The organism is Candidatus Rickettsia kotlanii (assembly GCA_030295365.1).
In the GTDB taxonomy this organism is placed as follows: domain Bacteria; phylum Pseudomonadota; class Alphaproteobacteria; order Rickettsiales; family Rickettsiaceae; genus Rickettsia; species Rickettsia kotlanii.
Genome location: AP027062.1, coordinates 288,095 through 309,220 on the forward strand (window position 1 = coordinate 288,095; position 21,126 = coordinate 309,220).

Consider the following 21,126-nt stretch of genomic DNA (forward strand, 5'->3'; position numbering starts at 1 on the left):
AATTGTAGCTGGCTTGTGATTTAGAGGAACTCCCCTATATCCCATCGGTAAAAAATTTGTTAAGCCTTATTCTCCCTCCTGTTCCATTACCACTACCTGCATTAAGTGCAATTTCTCGGCTACCGGAAGTCACTTGTACTCTTAATTGACCATCTACATCATTTGCTGGGACTAGGTTGAAGCTAGCCACGAATTCTGCGGCATTTGGCGATTCATTACTTACGTCATAAGTAGCATTATGACTGCCGAACTTGATACTATTTGCTATAGTTGTATATCCATAACTTCATTAACGTAAAGACCTGCGGCTGGTGAAGTACCAGTAGCAAAAATTAAGTAGCTGATTATTTGTAATATTAAAAGTTTTTGCCTTAATCCAACTTGGATGTTTAAATTGAAAGTCAGTGTCAATCTGTAATGTAAGATCTGCCTGACCTTGAACAGGAGTTACTATACTACTTGGACCTGAGATAAAGGCGATTCTATTATCACCAGTAGGAGGAAAAAGTGATGTAACCTAGAAAAATCAAAGTACTAGCTAAATCGTTAAAATTAAAGCTGTTAAAATAGTAAGTATTCCCTGGTGCTGCTCCTGGTCCTGGAGCAAAAGGAGGAACCGCTGCAAGTGCTTATGCATTTGTAACTGGCGTACCTGTTAAAGTGATGTTTATAGCGTTATGGACATCTATAACGAGCCCGACATTTTCTTTAGTAAGATTAACAGGCATAACCGGCCCAAGAGTTATGTTATTTGGCACAGTCATTGTTGCATTATTAAAGGTATCTAAATATATAGCAATATAGCAGGAATTGCTGGCACATCTGCAGTAAAATTATTTACTTCGCCAAGAGTTACAAATGAACCTGGTACATATGCTCCTCCACCAAAAGCACTCCCATCAACTATTGAGTCATCCCCTACTGTTACGATTCAGTTAGCAGTACCAAGGGCACTAGTACTAGTAAGCATCAATGCCACAGTTAGTGCAAACATGCCTTTTTTATTAAATTTTTTATCGTTGACTTGACATAATATCTCCTAAATTTGGACTCAATTATAATAAGTATTTTTTATATAGAAAAAGTAACTTATGATTACTTTTTTGTTTAAAATAAATTAAACTTTATGTACTTTTTATAGAAATTCGGCAAATCGTATATAAAACTTAAGAAATACAAGGATAAAACCTATCTATTTTAACTTCTTAGTGAAAACTGCAACACTTTATTAATTTTCCTATTATGTCATTCCTGCGAAAGCAGGAATCCAATAATCTTTAATGTCATACTGCAAATTGATTGCGGGATCTCAGGACACAGTCTGTTATACAAGATCGGGGTCAAGTCACAGTATGACAGCAAAAAAGACTGGATTCCTGCTTCCACGGGTATGAACATAAGGACCATACAATAAAGCCGCAGGACTGATACAATGACGCTTAGAACCTAACAAAACCACTTTTTCTAGGTAAAATCTATAAATTTTTACATAAACAAATTGATTTGCTACGAATAATAGAGTATATAGTACAGACATAATTAATTATCGGGGCGTAGCGCAGCCTGGTAGCGCATCTGGTTTGGGACCAGAGGGTCGGGAGTTCGAATCTCTCCGCCCCGACCATAAAAACATAAATTATAATGTCAAAAGACGATCTCATTCAGTTTACAGGCACAGTGCTTGAACTTTTACCTAATGCTACTTTCAGAGTAAAGCTTGAGAATGGTCATGTAATTATTGCTCATACTTCCGGTAGGATGCGTAAAAATCGTATCAGAATATTACTAGGAGATAAAGTTATGGTAGAAATGACTCCTTATGATTTAACTAAAGGGCGTGTGATTCATCGTCACTAGTCTTTATAAGTATGAAGCAGAACAGAAAAAACCTACCGATTATATTAGCATCAAGCTCTCCTGCAAGGATTGAGTTACTAAACAGAATCAAAATTATCCCTTCACAAATTATTCCGGCAGATATAGACGAAACACCTAATTTGCGTGAATTACCTGCCCCCTTAGCCATAAGACTTGCTTACGAAAAAGCTATAAAAATTGCATCTCAAATAGAGGAATCAGCTATAATTATAGCTGCCGATACCGTAGCGGCAATAGGTAGAAGAATATTGCCGAAAGCTACTACTTATGAAGAAGTCAAGAATTGTATTAAGATGTTATCCGGGCGTCGTCATCGTGTCTATACCGGTTTATGTATTATCAAAAAAGAGAATGATCAGCTTACAGTTAGACAAAAAATAGTTCAGACTATTGTTAAGTTCAAAAAATTAAGTGATGAAGAGATTAATTTTTATTGTTCTTTGGATGAGGGAATAGATAAAGCCGGCGGATGTAAAATTGCCGGTTATACAGAAGCTTTTATCTCATTTATTTCCGGCTCATATTCAAATGTTATGGGATTACCTTTATTTGAAACAGTAAATACTCTAACTTCTTTAGGTTTTAGATATTCCATGCCTGCAAAAATGAATTATTGTCATTCCACGACTTGATCGCGGAATCTAGTTAAAAATGCTAAAATTATTAATATAATAATTTGTTTTTCTAGGCCCCGTGGTCAAGCCACAGGGTTACATTAAATGTTTTTGGATTCCTGCGATCCACGCATATAAATTACCTAGCTACTTAATTCCCAGGCTTATCCAAATGACTTCTCTCATAATTTTCATGACGCTCTTGAGCTTCAATACATAATGCAGCAATAGGTCGTGCTTCTAATCTTTTTATACCTATTGGCTCGCCTGTTTCTTCACAGTAACCGTATTCCCCATTCTTAATACGTGATAATGCTTCTTCTATTTTACTCATTAATTTACAATATCTATTTCTACTACGAAGCTCAAAAGCTCTTTCTGTTTCATGAGTAGCACAATCGTTAAGATCAGGTTTTTTTAAATTTTCCTCCTTTAAATGATTTAAAGTCTCTTGAGATTCATTTAATAAATCCTCTTTCCATCTTAAAAGTTTTTGTCTAAAATACTCTAGGTGATTAGGACACATATATTCTTCATCTTGAGAAGGTTTATATCCCATAGGTAACTTAGGTGTTTCTAGCATATTAATATCTCAATATTAGCTTTAATATATTATGTTTATAAAGTGTTTAAAATAATGTATAACTTAAAATTAACGCAAGAAGATTATGAATATTAATAATATATTTTATTTTTTAATTGGATATACGGTAGTATATACAGCTTCTAAATGCTTTATACTTGTTTTAGTATAGTTTTGTGTAGTAGATAGACTTTTATGACCTAATAACTCTTGAATAGAGCGTAAATCTGCACCATGCTCAAGCAAATGTGAAGCAAAACTATGTCTAAATGAATGAGCAGTTAAATGCTGTGGTAAACCATAAAAATGCTTTAATTTAATTAATTCACGATTAAATACCGGTGGCTGCAATTTCTTACCCTGCTTTCCTCTAAATATGGGTTCATTATCACCTAACTTATACGGCAATATTTCTAAATATTGGGTAATTAAATTTTTAGCAATCGGTAACCACGGAATTATTCTTTCTTTACTACCTTTACCTATTATTCTTATAAATTCTAGATTTTGTAGATGAAGTTTCGTAATTGATAATGCTTCCGATATACGTAGACCTGAAGCATATATAAGAACAAGTAGGGCTTTATTTCTAAGTTCTACCCACTTAACATTCCCATATTCTTCAATATGTTCAAGTGATATTACTACATCATCTTCCGATAAAGCTTTTGGTAACAATTTAGTCTTTTTAGGAGATTTTATAGAAAAAATTATATGACTATTTAATTGTGTTGTTTTCTCTAAAAACCTATAAAAATTTTTTACTGCAGATAAACCACGTGAAATTGAAGAAGTGGTAAAATTATCACAATTACGTTTTGCAAGCCAACTTCGGATGAATCTTATATCTGCGGTTTTAATATGATTTATCGTTACAAGCTCTGAATTATAATAATTCATAAACTCAAGGAAATGCTTAAGATCATTATTATAAGAAATTACTGTATGATTAGAGTAATTTCTTTGCAAAACGAGGTATTGTTGCCACTTATTTATTAATGCTTGAATTGATGTATCTAACATTTATAAAAACTTAACTATTTTTAATATTATTCTTAATACTAACAATTATTGACTCATAATTTTATAAATGTTAGCATGAATTGAGGGTTTATGTTTACATATACGTAACCTATAAAACACAAAAAATTTTTTAAGTAAAAAATTTAATTTATTTTATGAGAATAAATAATGTGAAATAATACACAATTTTTAGATTTAATGAAATCCTATATTAATCCAGAATTTTATATGAGTTCTATGAAAAATATCCCTAGTGTAGATCTTACATCTATCACAAATACAATGCAAAGAGCTATGAATATTTTTTTATAACTAACCAAATTGCTATAGAAAGCATGCAATCTTTGCTTAAGAAAAATTCCGAAATTATACACAATAATGTTAATACTATTTTGAATACTACTAAAGAAGCAACAACTTCTAAAGATTTCAAACAAGCTAGTGAGTGTCATCAAAAATGTTTAAAATCTATTTATATCTTTTAGCTAATGGATTCCTGCTTTCGCAGGAATGACATAGTGGAAATCTCCTCTCAGTTGCTCGCCTTTCTGTTTAACCAATTTTGTAAATAAGATTCTGCTAGCTCCTGATCTTCTATAATAATTACATTTTCAGCATTACGTTTATCGGCAGCAGCCGTGAAATTAAACGAACCGGTTATTACTTTCTTTTTATCAATAATTATAACTTTATTATGAGCGATTCCCGGTACTTTATCTATACCTACATCAATTTTTGCTCGTTTTAATTCATGTAATTTAGAAAATTTTTGCTTTAAATTACTACGATCAAGCAATATTCTAACCTTTACTCCTCGCGCCTGTGCATTAATAAGTGCAGTAGTAATTAACGCATCGCTCATACCGTATGCCTGCATATAAATAGATTCTTCAGCTTTATCTATCTGATTGGCTATAAACGTAGTACAACCGGCAGGCGGAGTAAAACATGTACTAACTTTACTGCTTGAAAGCTCTGAAATATTGTAATGCTTTATTTGCAGAGCAGATAAAGCTAATGATTTTTGACTTATTAGATTAGTAAAATAATCCAGATTCTGTCCATAAATACCTAAAGCAATTCCCAAGATAAAGGCAATAGATATTTCTATAAATTTATTATTTTTTCTCTTCATAACTTATTTATATTTTAGGCGTTGCATAGATCGGCTTTTCCGTCATGGCGAGGAAAATTACAAAGTAATTGACGAATCAATCTTATGAGATTGCCACGCAGCCTATGGCTGCTCGCAATGACGATTTAGTATCCCCACAAACAACACCTACTTCCTTACGTAACTTCCTGGAGCTTCTTCAATAACCTCTAGCTTCTGATAATCTAAAAAATATACTAGCTTATTATTATTTTTTTTATAAGCCAATTAAGCCAATAAATCCACCATGAGCCTTTATATTCCGTAGCTTTCATAAACCACTCATGACTACTTAAACTTAAGTCGTCATTAAGCCGATAATTATATTTAGCACTAGCGGGAGGGTTAACTACACCTGCTACATGCCCTGAATCCGTAAGACAAAAAATCTTATGTCCGTTTAATAATTTTACTCCATCATATATTGAACGCCATGGAGCTATATGATCTTCTTTTGCGGCTACGAAAAAAGAATTACAATCAACTTTTCCAAGATCTATTTTTGTTCCGAGCACTTCTAAATTATTAGACTCAGTTATTGCAATATGTATTTTGTAAATATTCCTCATACATTTCTGCCAGCAAGTTAGTAGAATCCGCATTCCAATATAGCAAATCAAAAGGCATCAGTTTTTTACCGAGTAAGTAATTATTGACAAAAAATGTCTAAATTAAATCATTAGCTCTTAGTAAACTAAAGCTATTTGATAAATATTACCCATCAAAATAGCTTTTTAGTTTTATATCTTCCTTAATGTAGTTAATCGTAGCTTCATTAAAAAATATTCCAAGCTCGCCGGGATGAGTATAATCAAGCAAAATAGTAAAGAAAGTAGCACTATGAACATAATCTATTTTTTTGCTTTGAAGTAGGCAATAATTATAGCAAGGAATGTACCTCCCATGCAATATCCAACAAAATCAACTTTCTCAAAACCAAGATTTTAACATACTCAAAAGGTGCTAAAATACCGTCTTTTAAATAATCCTCGAAGCCTTTTCCGATAGAGAGATATCAGGATTAACCCATGAAATAAGAAAAACTTGAAAATTATTTTCTACTAAGAAAGATACTAAAGAATTATGCAGAGATAAATCGAGTATATAATATTTATTTATACATGGTAGAATAATAAATATCGGAATCTTATGAACTTTCTCTTTCGGCTCATAACATATTAATTGCATTAAATCATTTTGGAATATAACTTTTCCTTTTGTCACCGCAATATTTTTACCGAGTTTAAAAGCAGATTTATCGGTAGTTTTAATCTTTCTTTTTATATCTCTTAAGAAATTTCTAGCCCTTGTACTAAATTTTGCCTGCTGCTTTCTAATGTCTCACGCAAAACTTTTGGATTACAAAAAGCAAAATTTGAAGGTGAAAACGCATCGATAAAATGTTTAGTTGCAAACTCTAAATATTGCTTGAGATCATTTGACAGCTTATACTGTTCTATATTCTTCTTAAGCCACTCGCTAGATAGTAAATAATATTGTTTCACAAAGTCAAAATAAGCATTATCCTCCCATGAAGAATCTTTAAATCTTTTATCTCGATTATCTGGAGAAAATACAGCTTTTGCCGGACTACTGATAAATTTTGCAAAGCTATTCGCTGTAAGCTCCCTTAACTTATCAATATATTCAATATTAAGCTGACAAAATTTTCAGGATTTGCCCAAAATTGTTCTACCATTAAAGAGGCTATAATTCTGTTTTTATCACTATCAATTAGGCTCCTAGGGATCATACTCCCCCTACCTTACATGAAATGCGAAATAAGCTCTTGATGTTTATCGGCAATTTCTTTGAAATTATTAATTATCGTCTCGTGCGGAATGTTATACATGTTTAGTTCCAAGATATTTCAAAAAATTAACAATTAATATAAACAGTAGATGTAATTTAGAAAAGAACAAGGCATCTCATATTTTTGGACCGCAGACTAGTACGTGAGGATCAAAAAATATGAAACAACAACGCCAATTTTTCAAATTAAACGAGTATACCTTATATCTTTAAACTATTCCACATACTATTAACCTTGTCGATAACTTCCTGACTCATTTCTATTTTTTTACCCCATTTTCTATTTGTCTCAGGGTATATTTTATCGGTTGCATCTATTCCCATTTTACTACCAAGGCCTGACTCAGGAGATGCAAAATCCAAATAATCTATCGGGGAATTATCTAGAAAACTCGTATCACGCCTTGGATCGCTTCTTGTTGCTATTGCCCAAATTACTTCTTGCCAATTACGAACATCAATATCGTCATCTACAACTATAATAAACTTACTATACATAAAGTGCCGTAAGTAAGACCAAATCCCAAGCATTATTCTTTTAGCATGACCGGGATAGGATTTTTTAATCGATACTACCGCAACTCTATATGAACAACCTTCAGGTGGAAGCCAAAAATCGACTATTTCCGGGAATTGTTGCTGCAATATAGGAATAAAAATTTCATTTAATGCTTCACCTAAGATTGATGGCTCATCAGGCGGTTTTCCTGTATAGGTGCTCAAATATACTGGATTTTTCTTCATCGTTATTGCGGTAACCGTAAATACAGGAAATTCCTCAACATCATTATAATATCCGGTATGATCCCCAAAAGGACCTTCAGGCAAATACTCCTCTAAACTTACATAACCTTCCAACACTATTTCACTATGTGCAGGTACTTTGAAATCAATAGTTTTGCATTGTACCAACTCTACTTTTTCATTACCGAGCAAACCAGCAAAATTATACTCCGAGATATTCTCAGGTATCGGCGTAACTGCTGCCAAAGTGACCGCTGGGTTTGCCCCGATAACGATAGCAGCAGGAAAAGGTTCTTTTTTTGCTTCTTTCCAACGTTTATGATGCTCTGCTCCGCCCCGTAACTTTAACCAACGCATCAATAGCTTATTTTCTGAAATAACCTGCATTCTATATATGCCAAGGTTGTAATTATCGATTTTATCTTTTGTTGGACCTTTAGTAACTACTATACCCCAAGTAATTAAAGACGAAATATCATCAGGCCAACATCTTTGGATCGGCAATATATTGATACTCGGTTTGTCAATGACGATTTCATGACAAGCTGCTTTTGATACGGTTTTAGGAGACATAGCAAATATACACTTAGCAAGCGGTAACATTGACAATGTTTCTTTAAAAGATGCGGGAGGTTGTGGCTGTTTAAGGAATGCTAGTAGAACGCCAAGCTCTCTTAATTCCTTGGGTGACTTAAGTTTAAGACCCATACAAATACGATTTATACTAGCATAAAGATTAGTTAGAACAGGTATGTCGGACTTAATGCCATCGGCTTTTATAACATTTTCAAAAAGTAATGCAGGTCCGCCTTGTGCTAATACTCTTCTACTAATTTCAGTAATTTCTAAGTTAGTTTTAACCTCAAGAGCAATACGCCTTAACTCACCGTTTTTTTCTAAAAATTTTAAAAACTCCGGTAAATCTTTAAAGCTCATAGTTTTATTTTTTTGTTTATAATGTGTGGCTTATTTTATCGTCATTGCGAGCAGCCATAGGCTGCATGACAATCTCATTAAATATCCTGAGATTGCTTCGTCAATTACTTCGTGATTTCCTCGCAATGATGATACGGTATAACCTGATGGATTTCGCTACTTACTAAAATTAGCTTTTACCTGCATATCATTCTGAATAATTATGTAGTTAATTAGCTCGTCAATTACAGAATTTTTAATATTATATATTATATTTTTTTCTGAATTGACACGAATATTTTTAGCTGTTAATTCATCGATACTTCTAGATTTAATATGTGCAAAATATACTTCATCGCCCACTTGAAATACAGGCGTATTACTTCCTATTTTAGTATTAAAAATTGATAATAATATTTCAGGAGTTAGTGTTAGATCATTTTCCATTTCGGATCTAATATAGCTTTTTTGGCTTATTTTTATTCCGGTAGCTTTAAGCTCTTTTATGTTCTCTTGATCTGAATTATATTCCTTTGCTAAATCCTTGATAATCTTTAAGTTTACATCTGCAATATTCTGCTTTATCCAAGCTTTATTTACCTGCTCTTTAATAGCATCAAATTCAGGTATTTTTGCCGGCTGAATAGATTTTAATTCTACCAATATAAGATAGCTTTTATCCTCTGTTTCTATAGGATAAGATAATTCACCTTCCGAAAGCTCAAAAATACTATCAGCATTTTCAGCAATTATTTTATCTTCAATAAGCTCTGCATAACTGATATAATTAACGTTTTGTATCGGTAGCTTATATTTTTCGGCAATTTCAACTAAGCTAGAACCGGCTGCCGTCTCATCTTCCAGCTTTTTAGCAAACTCCATATTAAGTATGTCGATTTTTTGAGCCTTTAATAAATCATATAATTGTTTTTGTACTGCTTCAAAACTTTGATCACCGAATTCATCTTTATTTTCATTATAAAATTCTAACAACTCATCTTGAGTAACTGAAACTTTTAAATCCTTAATATTAGCTTTAATATAAGAAAAGCTGCGTTTCTCAGGTACTTCAAACGCGGTTTTATTATCTTGGTAAAAATCCTTCAATTGCTGACCGGTAGGAGTAGGAATTTGTAAATCTTTCGGTTTATTTTGTAAATCTATTTGTATTAATTCTACTTCTCTTTTTTCAGCCATATAATCTACTATATTGTCAGTCATAGCTTTAGGAACATAGAAATTTTTTACAAAAGTACCGACAAAAATATTTTTTAGAGTTTTTTCTTTGAAGTTTAATAAATATTTTTCTTCATCCATATAAGAATTTCTAAAATAAGTTTTAAAAATTTCTATATTGAAAACACCTTGCTCATTTTTAAAAACTGGTGATTCTTTAACTAAAATTTTAACTGTATCATCACTTAGATCTAAGTCATAATAACTCACTAAATAATCTAAGACATTATCGTAAATAAGCCTTTTTAGGATTCGGTTATCAATATTTAACTGTGCTATTTCTTCATCCGTTAAACTTGTCCCCGTTTGCTTACTTATCGCATTAATTTCTAAAGATTTTGCTCTTAAAAAATCTTCCTGGGAGATATTCTTCACATGAGAAAAAGTAACAATATCACCGCTTCTTCTTCCGTTTAATACATCTTTAATACCAAAGCCGACAAAAGCAAAAACTATCATTGCGAATAAAATCCGCATTATAAAACTATCAGCAGTTTTTCTAATATTATCTAACATAATTTTTATTTAAGTTTTTACCGTCATTGCGAGGAAATTACGAAGTAATTGACGAAGCAATCTTAGGATATTTGACGAGATTGCCACGTCGCTTTGCTTCTCGCAATGACGCTTCTCAAGACTACATTATAAAGCAAAAAAGCCTATATAGTCAAACTATATAGGCTTTTTTTATGATTATAGAACGGTTAATTAAAAATTAACACGAACTTTTATACTACCTTGCTGAGCGAAGTACTTACTTCCGATATTGGTATCGTAGTTAAGCCCGTATTCCATCATTTTATGCTTAACAGTAACACCAACACCAACATCAAAACTTGTTTTTCTTTGCTTAAAGCTGTTGGTTGGGAGAGAAACAGTCATACCTTGTAATCTCGCATCAATCACCGGAACTTTATTCTCGAATACATAATCGACCATTGCGTAAAGCTCAGGTATTAGCACTATTTCATTGACATTGATATTACTTGATACTTTAGCACCGAGTAAACCGTCGAAAGTATTATAGTTCTTGCCTTTAACGGTAAGATTTTGGTAAGTAGTACCGGTTTCCTTATAACCCTTATCTTTGATAGTCGAATATCTAAGCCCAGCTAACGGTGTTAAGTTAATGTTCTCAGACATCATATAGGTATAACCAGCCATTAACTGACCTGTATAGCTTTCGGATTTATATTTACCGTTTGCAGTCTGATAACCGACAGTCTCTAGTGCCGTTGCAATAACACGTCTTGATTTGCTTCTTATCTTATTATCTGAGTAAGATACTATAGCTTCAACGAAGAGATTTTCATAAGGTACATCATATAAACCGTATAAAGAATAGATGTTACTCTCTACCTTATTCTTATCGCCCGTTTTATTATTTTTTAGCTTAATGTCAGTATCGGCTCTTGTATATGCAAGTCCGAGTGCTAGATCATCGCTAACGAAGCCGTCAAAACCTATACTGCCACCAGTTGTATCAGACTTATAACCACTTATATTGTTACACATCTTCTGCGTTGCATTACCGACAAACGGACTTATCCATGCACCAAACTTAGCATCCATATCTTCATCACCGGAAGAAACAGGACCTTTATTCGCTGCTTGTACTTTATCCATTCTAGCATTTAGAGCAGTTATATTACTTGATATATTACTCGCTACAACTTGATTATTAACGGCAGCTATAGTATCACTAGGTTTTACAACATCTTGCATGAGGTGAGTTGTAGCATCTGCTTCCTGTAGCGGCGTCATTAGACCAAAGTTATTGAAAGCTTGACGTGCATCTGAACCATTGGGAGCATTCTCCATTAACTCAAGCGATTTCTTTATATTTGCAGCATTTGAGACATTTGCAAGCAGTCCCCCTGGTTTAAAATCTTCATCTATAATATCTGCAGCTATATCCTCTGCGAATAACGTTAAAGTCGATGTATCAAAAGTAAAATCAACAAAACGGCTGTCATTATTAATAGTTATTTTAACATTCTCTTCAGGAGTAGGCTTTAAACTACCTGCTGTTTCTGCAGATATTACCGTATATTTTGTATCTGGACTTATATTATTAATGTCGAAATTAGTAGCAGTAACAACAAGTGCTAAAGTTGAAACCCCCGATAAATCAAGAGTACTACCTGATTTAATTAAGATATTACCACCTAACTTAGCTGCTCCGTCAAAAGTAGTATTTAAGGTTAGCGTATCAGTAAGACTACCGGTGCCAGTATATGTTACTTGATTTGCACCTAAAGTAAGTGTAGTACCGCTACCTGTTATATTACTATTAAAGGCTAAGCTATTGCCAAAATTAATAATAGCATTGTTAGCTACAAAGCTGGTAGCCGTTACATTTTTAGCAAAATTAGTGATAGAACCTTTGGCTAAAGTAACCACACCTGTATTAGTGAATGTATCGGCAAAACTTGTAATACCGCTAAGTGTCGCCGTACCTTTTGCGTTAACACTGCTTGCAAAACTTGTAGTACCTGCTGTTGTGATATCACCAACCGAATTAGCCGCAGTCCCTACAACACCGCTAACACTACCGCCATTCGTGAAGTTTAGCTTCAGAGCCTGACCACCGGTTTTATTTATGCTGCCTATTAAGTTAAAGTTTGCAGGTAATGTTAAAGTATTTGTGCCTACACCTTGGACTTTGTCAATTTTAACGTCACCGCCTTTGGCAATAGTTACATTTCCTGCACCTACTTTTAACATAGCAATCCCGTTTACGCTATTAAGATTACTTGTACCTAACACTATTAACGTACCGTTATTAGTACCGCCGGTATTCTGGACTGCTCCCGCAACATTTACATTGTTATTTAATGTTACCGTACCATTTTTTGCATTAAAATCTAAGACACCACCAATATTACCGGTTTGAGTTAATTGAACAGCATCATTAAGTAAAACTATATTTGCCGTATTAGCTCCAAGTTCTAATTGACCTGTAATATCAAGCACTATATTTGTTGTATTAAAAGTGGTACCTGCCGTGCCGCAATCTCCTGCTCCTTTGAAAATTACAGCTTGTAACTTATGAGCTCCACCAAACGCCTTGCCTCCGGCTATCGTTAATTTTGTTCCTGCAGTTACAGAATTTAATGTTACTATACCCTTACCGTCATTCTCAGGATCTATATCCGCACCTAGTGTGATCGTACGGTCGTTTCCTGAACTATTTTGTAATATTAATTTAGCATTCGCATGTGCAAATTGAATATTTCCTGCCGGTACATTTAAATTACCATTATTTGCATCAATCGTATAAGTAGCATCGTTTATTTGTATAGCACCGGCATTAAATGCTGTACTACTAGTAAAATCTGCATTATTGTTAATAAACACGTTCTGTATACCTTCTAAATTTACATCGTCGGTTACTGTAACGGTATTATAAATAAGTAAAGCGTTAAATTCATTACCGCCTTCATCACCGATATTTCTAGCGGTACCTGCTACATTACTCCCGATATTCAGGCCATTAACCCCACCATCAAAGACTACATTACCTGCATTAACACCAGGAGCTACTAAATCAGCTGCTAATAATATATTTTTTACTCCGACTCCGGTTAAGTTAGAAAGTGCTAAAGTAGAATCTAGAGCTCCAAAATTAATATTTTGAGCATTTAATATAGTAACATCACCAGCACTTGCATCAATTGTAAAAAGATTACCGGCTCCAATATTGATTTCTGCAACTGTTCCTATAGTTGAATGATATGCCGTAAGTGACTTTGTATTAACATTCAATATAGCGTTATTGCCATTTGCTACAGCTCCTTTAAAATAATAAGGGATTATGTTACCGCCACCATCAAGAGGTCCGTTAAACTCTAAAATACTCCCGACTCCAAAATCTATATTATTCGCAGCTAGGCTTCCTCCAGCTTGTAATGTTATTCCTGCTCCTATATTCACTGCTGCTAATGAATTTGTATTACCTATATTCCCGGTTACTGTACTATCACCGGCAAACGTTGCTATACCATTATTTGCATTACCGGTATTATCTATCGCTCCGGTCACCACTACAGGATTCGTAAATGCCACTGCTGACGCATTATCTGTTAAGTTTATTGCATTCGCTTTTACCACTCCGCCTTGTACTTGTAGCAAACCTGCTCCTACATTTATCGTGGCTAATGAATTTGTATTACCTATATTCCCGGTTACTTGACTCAATGTACCATTTAAATTTAAGACACCTACATTATCACCGCCTGTGGTGTTATCAATCGCACCTGTTAATACTGCATTTGCATTTGTAAGGGTTAATACCGACTCAGCATTTGTTAATTTAGTCGTAGTAGCTTTAATAACTGCTCCTCCTAATGTGGCTGTACCTGCTCCTACATTTATCGTGGCTAATGAATTTGTATTACCTATATTCCCGGTTACTGTACCACCACCGGCAAACGTTGCTATACCATTATTTGCATTACCGGTAGTATTATCTATCGCTCCGGTCACCACTACAGGATTCGTAAATTTCACTGCTGACGCATTATCCGTTAAGTTTATTGCATTCGCTTTTACCACTCCGCCTTGTACTTGCAGCAAACCTGCTCCTACACTTATCGTGGCTAATGAATTTGTATTACCTATATTCCCAGTTACTGTACTATTACCGGTAAACGTTGCTATACCATTATTTGCATTACCGGTATTATCTATCGCTCCGGTCACCACTACAGGATTCGTAAATTTCACTGCTGACGCATTATCCGTTAAGTTTATTGCATTCACTTTTACCACTCCGCCTTGTACTTGTAGCAAACCTGCTCCTATATTTATCGTGGCTAATGAATTTGTATTACCTATATTCCCGGTTACTTGACTCAATGCACCATTTAAATTTAAGACACCTACATTATCACCACCTGTGGTGTTATCAATCGCACCTGTTAATACTACATTTGCATTTGTAAGGGTTAATACCGATGCAGCATTTGTTAATTTAGTCGTAGTAGCTTTAATAACCGCTCCGTCTAACGTGGCTGTACCTGCTCCTATATTTATCGTGGCTAATGAATGTGTATTACCTATATTCCCGGTTACTTGACTCAATGCACCATTTAAATTTAAGACACCTACATCATCACCACCTGTGGTGTTATCAATCGCACCTGTTAATACTGCATTTGCATTTGTAAGGGTTAATACCGACGCAGCATTTGCTAATTTAGTCGTAGTAGCTTTAATAACTGCTCCGTCTAACGTGGCTGTACCTGCTCCTACACTTATCGTGGCTAATGAATTTGTATTACCTATATCCCCAGTTACTTGACTCAATGCACCATTTAAATTTAAGACACCTACATTATCACGGCCTACGGTGTTATCAATCGCACCTGTTAATACTGCATTTGCATTTGTAAGGGTTAATACCGACGCAGCATTTGTTAATTTAGTCGTAGTAGCTTTAATAACTGCTCCGTCTAACGTGGCTGTACCTGCTCCTACATTTATCGTGGCTAATGAATTTGTATTACCTATATTCCCGGTTACTTGACTCAATGCACCATTTAAATTTAAGACACCTACATCATCACCGCCTGTGGTGTTATCAATCGCACCTGTTAATACTGCATTTGCATTTGTAAGGGTTAATACCGACTCAGCATTTGTTAATTTAGTCGTAGTAGCTTTAATAACCGCTCCATCTAACTTGGCTGTACCTGCTCCTACACTTATCGTGGCTAATGAATTTGTATTACCTATATCCCCAGTTACTTGACTTAATGCACCATTTAAATTTAAGACACCTACATCATCACCGCCTGTGGTGTTATCAATCGCACCTGTTAATACTACATTTGCATTTGTAAGGGTTAATACCGACGCAGCATTTGTTAATTTAGTCGTAGTAGCTTTAATAACCGCTCCATCTAACGTGGCTGTACCTGCTCCTATACTTATCGTGGCTAATGAATTTGCATTACCTATATTCCCGGTTACTGTACCATCACCGGCAAACGTTGCTATACCATTATTTGCATTACCGGTATTATCTATCGCTCCGGTCACCACTACAGGATTCGTAAATTTCACTGCTGACGCATTATCCGTTAAGTTTACTGCATTCGCTTTTACCACTCCGCCTTGTACTTGTAGCAAACCTGCTCCTATACTTATCGTGGCTAATGAATTTGTATTACCTATATTCCCAGTTACTGTACTATTACCGGTAAACGTTGCTATACCATTATTTGCATTACCGGTATTATCTATCGCTCCGGTCACCACTACAGGATTCGTAAATTTCACTGCTGACGCATTATCCGTTAAGTTTATTGCATTCACTTTTACCACTCCGCCTTGTACTTGTAGCAAACCTGCTCCTATACTTATCGTGGCTAATGAATTTGTATTACCTATATCCCCAGTTACTGTACTATCACCGGCAAACTTTGCTACACCATTATTTGCATTACCGGTAGTATTATCTATCGCTCCGGTCACCACTACAGGATTCGTAAATTTCACTGCTGACTCAGCATTTGTTAATTTAGTCGTAGTAGCTTTAATAACCGCTCCGTCTAACGTGGCTGTACCTGCTCCTATATTTATCGTGGCTAATGAATGTGTATTACCTATATTCCCGGTTACTTGACTCAATGCACCATTTAAATTTAAGACACCTACATTATCACCGCCTGTGGTGTTATCAATCGCACCTGTTAATACTGCATTTGCATTTGTAAGGGTTAATACCGACTCAGCATTTGTTAATTTAGTCGTAGTAGCTTTAATAACTGCTCCGTCTAACGTGGCTGTACCTGCTCCTACATTTATCGTGGTTAATGCATTTGTATTACCTACTGTTCCGTTAACAGCAGTATCTGTATTGACAGTTATTATACCTCCTCCATCTATATTTCCTGCAAGCGTTGCCTTTGCCTGGGCTGCAGATTGTATAATTAGTGTAGCATTCGCTCCCTCTAAAGTTATATTTCCTAAACCTGTATAATTATCGGCAGGAGCATCAAAACCATGATTTGCAGCAACAGCATTAGTACCGGTTAAAGTTAAACTTTTGCCGGCAGTAATAGTAATAGGTAACAAGTTACCTCCCGTCATAATCGAACCAACGACAGTATTTTGAGCAATCTGTAAACCTGTAGGAGTAGTACCCGCAACATTTATAGCTTTAATAATACGATTGGCTGCATCTGCAGTGACAAGATGATTACCCCCGTAAGTAAATGCCCAATTGTCTTGAGGACCGTCAGCAGCAACACCATTAGCTGCCCCCTCAGCCGTTATCTGATTCCAAGTATTGGCATCAGCACGCTCACTAAATGCTGCATTATTAGTAGTAATAACACCTGTAGCAACACCGAGTGCCCCGCTACTATTCAGCATTATCGCTGCGGTTGAGGTGGTGAATAAAGCGGCTTTAAGACCTCGTTGTATTGCTTTTTGAAATAATTTTGGAGAAATATTCGCCATATGTAAACCTTAAAAAAATTAAATCACTTAAAAAGCGTTATAACGCAACTTTTTTAATATGTCTATTATTTATTAATAATATAGATGATATTTTTACAATATTATTAATTATAATAGACATAGTATAGATTATATGTCATTCCGTAGCGGCATTGGCCTTATTGCATGGCTCAAGAAATCTGCTGGGTGTGTCATCCCGTGGACAAACCATGGGATGATAGGGAGGGAATCGCTCCACGCGGGCAATGCCCGCTCGCAATGACTATTTAATATTCATATTCTCCTAACACCTTAATAACATCATCATATATATATTCAGAAGCATTAGCTTTGAGCAATAATTCTGTAGCCGGAACACAATGATTACTCTTCGCCATGGCCAGCGGTGTTAGACCTGATTTATCAAGATAATTAATATCCGCAGTGTGTTCAATTAAAAACTGTATTAATTCTTCACCGCAATTAGCTTTTATAGCATGGAGCTATACGTCCTAATTGGTCTTTGTACTGGGCGTCAACACCTTTACTATATAAGGTTCCTACTAACTCTAAATCACTAGCATATATTGCTTTTTGTAAAAGCTTTTGTCCTAAAGCTTTATCAAATTCGAATTTTAATGATAAATATATTTATGTCATTCCTGCGAAAGCAGGAATCCAAGAAAAAAGTATAGATACAGCAAATTTTTGAAATTCAAAGCTCGCTTTATGCTGGATTTTTGCTTTCGCAGGAATGACATAAGAGCCATGAACAACACCCTACCTCTCAGGCAATAATATCTCTCTTTTACCTGTATGATTCGGTGGTGAGACTATTCTCTCTTTCTCCATCTTCTCAACTAAGTTGGCAGCTTTGTTATAGCCAATTCTAAGCGACCTTTGGATATAGCTAATGGAAGATTTGCGTTCGTCACGCACTATCTGCACAGCTTTTTTGTAAAGCACTTCATCAGAGGTGCCGTCACCGATATCAATGCTACTATCGTCTTCTTCAGGTTGCTCGGTAACGGCAGAGATATATTCAGGCGTACCGCTCTCTTTCAAATATTCCGTAATTTGCTCAATTTCGGCTTCATTAACAAACGGTCCGTGTACCCTACTTATCTTGGAAGTACTCCCCATAAATAGCATATCACCCATACCGAGTAACTGCTCAGAGCCTTGCTCTCCTAAAATCGTTCGGCTATCGATTTTAGAGGTAACTTTAAAACTAATACGACTTGGGAAATTGGCTTTAATGACACCAGTAATAACGTCTACAGAAGGTCTTTGCGTTGCCATAATAATATGGATGCCTGCCGCTCTTGCCATCTGAGCAAGCCTTTGAATCAGCATTTCAATATCCTTACCAGCAACTAGCATTAAATCAGCCATCTCATCAACGATAACCACTATGTAAGGTAGTTTTTCCATGTTCATTGTAACGGTTTCGTAAATAGGCTTACCTGTTTCAGGGTCAAACCCAGTTTGAATCAAACGTTCAATTACCCTATGCTCTTTAACCGCTTCTAAGATTTTTGCATTATAACCTGCGATATTCTTAACACCGATATTGCTCATCATTCTATAACGATTTTCCATTTCCTTAACTGCCCATTTAAGAGCAACTACCGCTTTAGAAGGCTCGGTTACCACGGGAGTTAGCAAATGCGGTATTCCATCATAAGCCGATAATTCAAGCATTTTCGGATCAATCATGATAAAGCGACATTCTTCGGGAGCATAGCGGTATAAGAGCGACACAATCATCGCATTAATACCGACGGATTTACCTGAGCCGGTGGTTCCTGCTACTAATAAATGAGGCATTTTAGCAAGATCGGCAATCAGCGGCTTACCTGCTAAATCTTTACCCAAGACTAACGGCAATAAAGTTGATTTGTCTTGGTATTCTGGGGTCTCTATAAGTTCTTTTAAACAAAAGAACTCACGCTGCTTATTAGGAAGCTCAATACCAAGTACGTTTTTGCCGGGTATGACTGCTATCCTTGTTGATAAAGCAGATAGTGAGCGTGCTATATCGTCAGATAATCCTACTACCCTTGATGTTTTCGTGCCTGCTGCCGGCTCAAATTCATATTGAGTTACCACCGGTCCTTGATTGATATTAATTATCTGCCCTTTAACTCCAAAATCATTCAGCACGGTTAATAACTCTTCAGCCTTTTGTTTAAGCTCTGAGGAAGAAGCTCCTTTTACATGATGGTTTTCAGGATCACGTAATAACGAAATAGGCGGCAATTCTGCTATTTCGCTCTGAGATATTTTAGGGCTAACAGGTTTGCTAAAGAATTTTATAGGATTTGCAGGTACAGATCTCACTTCTTCAGGAAATTTTACTTTTTCACTTACAGGCTTTTGATAAGAAGAAGTTATATTTATCTTATCATTGTTTTTAGTAGGAAATAATCTTATCGACGACAATCGTGAAAATACATTATGTAAAAAAGATTGTATCCAATAGATTAAAAATTTACCTAGCTTAATAATAACATTACTTAAAGAAGTAAATTGAATTTCAAATAAAACAACTAATATAATAAAGGTAAAAAATATTAATAATAAGTGTAGTTGATTTGTAAATCGCTCAAAAAAATTAGAAACTATTATTCCAATAGCTCCACCTGCATTTGCTGGTATGAATTCTAGCTTAATCTTAGATAATAATGTGCTACTGCTAATGAGAGCAACCAACATTACAAACATACGGATAAATGAGCTGCGATATCTTCCATACCAACAATTTCTCCCCCAAACAAAGCAAGCAAGCGGTATGATAAAAGCAGCTAACCCAAAAAATTGATATAAACAATCCGATAAATAAGAGCCAAAAATTCCGACTAAATTACTATGGTACTCTGTTGTGACCGAGTTAAAAGACGGATCGTCTATATTATATGACGTGAGAACAGTAACAATCCCAAGCCCGATTATCCCTAAGATAACCGCTTGTACCTTATTGTTTGAAAGAATTTTATTTATGTAATATAGCATAGTTTTAAATATTAAGCTAAATTATGAGTTTTATATCTTTTTCTATAATACTCTATAGGCTTTTCAATAAAGAAATAATTATTACTGTTATATAAAGTAACTAACGTATTAAGAAATGTCCCATTATCAGCCCAATATGAAATAGCAGGTAATATATTATACAAGACAATTAAATGACAACAATATATTGGGTAAGAGAGTAAAGCAATTAATTTGTCTAACTTATTATCTGTGGTTAAGTCAAATATTTTTCCTAAAGATAGAGCAAATAAACAATAAAAAAGTAATTTTTTTAGTCGAGGCTCTATTGGGATAAACAGAAAAGTAATAATTATGAATATAACATATAAATAGAGTAATTGACTAAGCTAAGACTTTTTTTCGTTTATTTCTTGATTAGTATAAATATAAAATGCTTGACTACCAATTAAGAAAACTGCAAGTACAGAAGGAAAGAATCTATAAAACCAAGAATCTCCTATAAATCATTAAACTGAAGAATAATTCTAGTAATTAAAAAATTATGGATAAAATATAGATATTTTTCTTTAAAAAGAAATTTCTAACCTAATTGATCAACCAGGAGGTATCAACAAAAATTGATAAAGAGGAGGCATGGAGTCAATAAAGTATTTTGTAAAATGTACTGTATTATTATTAATTCCAATAAACATTGTTACATCTTGCAACAACATTGTTAGATT

13 protein-coding genes, 1 tRNA gene and 2 pseudogenes are annotated in these 21,126 nt (G+C 34.7%); 4 read left to right on the forward strand and 12 right to left on the reverse strand.

Annotated elements, in window-relative coordinates; genetic code table 11:
• Positions 1-34: 34 nt before the first annotated feature.
• On the reverse strand, positions 35-190 hold the full coding sequence (locus tag QUD19_RS01640) for a dihydrolipoamide dehydrogenase (RefSeq protein WP_498808347.1): 156 nt from the start codon (positions 188-190) through the stop codon (positions 35-37).
• 439 nt (positions 191-629) lie between these two features.
• Positions 630-758, reverse strand: coding sequence for a hypothetical protein (locus QUD19_RS01645; protein ID WP_498808348.1), 129 nt, complete (start codon positions 756-758; stop codon positions 630-632).
• Positions 759-1,547: 789 nt separating this feature from the next.
• Here QUD19_RS01645 and QUD19_RS01650 point away from each other — a divergent pair.
• From QUD19_RS01650 to QUD19_RS01660, 3 genes are all read left to right on the forward strand, one after another.
• A tRNA-Pro gene (locus QUD19_RS01650) sits at positions 1,548-1,624 on the forward strand.
• Between the two features lie 17 nt (positions 1,625-1,641).
• Positions 1,642-1,857 carry a translation initiation factor IF-1 gene (infA, locus tag QUD19_RS01655; protein ID WP_064464467.1) on the forward strand — a complete coding sequence of 72 codons (216 nt, stop codon included), beginning with the start codon at positions 1,642-1,644 and terminating at the stop codon, positions 1,855-1,857.
• Positions 1,858-1,868: 11 nt separating this feature from the next.
• Positions 1,869-2,510 (forward strand): Maf family protein, encoded by a 642-nt coding sequence (locus tag QUD19_RS01660; RefSeq protein WP_498808349.1) that lies wholly within the window; start codon positions 1,869-1,871, stop codon positions 2,508-2,510.
• Between the two features lie 133 nt (positions 2,511-2,643).
• Here the strand turns inward: QUD19_RS01660 and dksA are convergent, their stop codons facing one another.
• The gene (gene dksA, locus QUD19_RS01665) at positions 2,644-3,075 is read right to left on the reverse strand and encodes an RNA polymerase-binding protein DksA (protein ID WP_498808350.1); all 432 of its coding nucleotides are present in this window, start codon (positions 3,073-3,075) and stop codon (positions 2,644-2,646) included.
• 105 nt (positions 3,076-3,180) lie between these two features.
• Entirely contained in the window at positions 3,181-4,098 is a 918-nt protein-coding gene (locus QUD19_RS01670; protein ID WP_498808351.1) for a tyrosine recombinase XerC, read from the reverse strand.
• Between the two features lie 198 nt (positions 4,099-4,296).
• On the opposite strand from QUD19_RS01670, the pseudogene QUD19_RS01675 reads away from it, so the two are divergent.
• Positions 4,297-4,574: pseudogene (locus QUD19_RS01675) on the forward strand (phasin family protein); the annotation flags it as partial.
• Positions 4,575-4,630: 56 nt separating this feature from the next.
• Here QUD19_RS01675 and pld read toward each other — a convergent pair.
• From pld to QUD19_RS01715, 8 genes and pseudogenes are all read right to left on the reverse strand, one after another.
• Positions 4,631-5,233 carry a phospholipase D gene (pld, locus tag QUD19_RS01680; RefSeq protein WP_498808352.1) on the reverse strand — a complete coding sequence of 201 codons (603 nt, stop codon included), beginning with the start codon at positions 5,231-5,233 and terminating at the stop codon, positions 4,631-4,633.
• Positions 5,234-5,448: 215 nt separating this feature from the next.
• A complete protein-coding gene (locus QUD19_RS01685; RefSeq protein WP_498808718.1) occupies positions 5,449-5,820 on the reverse strand; it encodes a hypothetical protein in 372 nt (123 codons plus the stop codon).
• Between the two features lie 409 nt (positions 5,821-6,229).
• Positions 6,230-6,756 (reverse strand): annotated as a pseudogene (locus QUD19_RS01690) (hypothetical protein).
• A 508-nt stretch (positions 6,757-7,264) separates the two neighbouring features.
• On the reverse strand, positions 7,265-8,743 hold the full coding sequence (locus tag QUD19_RS01695; RefSeq protein WP_498808353.1) for a UbiD family decarboxylase: 1,479 nt from the start codon (positions 8,741-8,743) through the stop codon (positions 7,265-7,267).
• Between the two features lie 156 nt (positions 8,744-8,899).
• Entirely contained in the window at positions 8,900-10,474 is a 1,575-nt protein-coding gene (locus QUD19_RS01700) for a SurA N-terminal domain-containing protein (RefSeq protein ID WP_498808354.1), read from the reverse strand.
• A gap of 192 nt (positions 10,475-10,666) precedes the next feature.
• Positions 10,667-17,428: an autotransporter outer membrane beta-barrel domain-containing protein gene (locus QUD19_RS01705; RefSeq protein ID WP_498808355.1), complete on the reverse strand. Its 6,762-nt coding sequence runs from the start codon at positions 17,426-17,428 to the stop codon at positions 10,667-10,669.
• A 266-nt stretch (positions 17,429-17,694) separates the two neighbouring features.
• Positions 17,695-17,901 carry an ankyrin repeat domain-containing protein gene (locus QUD19_RS01710; RefSeq protein WP_498808655.1) on the reverse strand — a complete coding sequence of 69 codons (207 nt, stop codon included), beginning with the start codon at positions 17,899-17,901 and terminating at the stop codon, positions 17,695-17,697.
• 286 nt (positions 17,902-18,187) lie between these two features.
• Entirely contained in the window at positions 18,188-20,422 is a 2,235-nt protein-coding gene (locus tag QUD19_RS01715; protein ID WP_498808356.1) for a DNA translocase FtsK, read from the reverse strand.
• Positions 20,423-21,126: the final 704 nt, after the last annotated feature.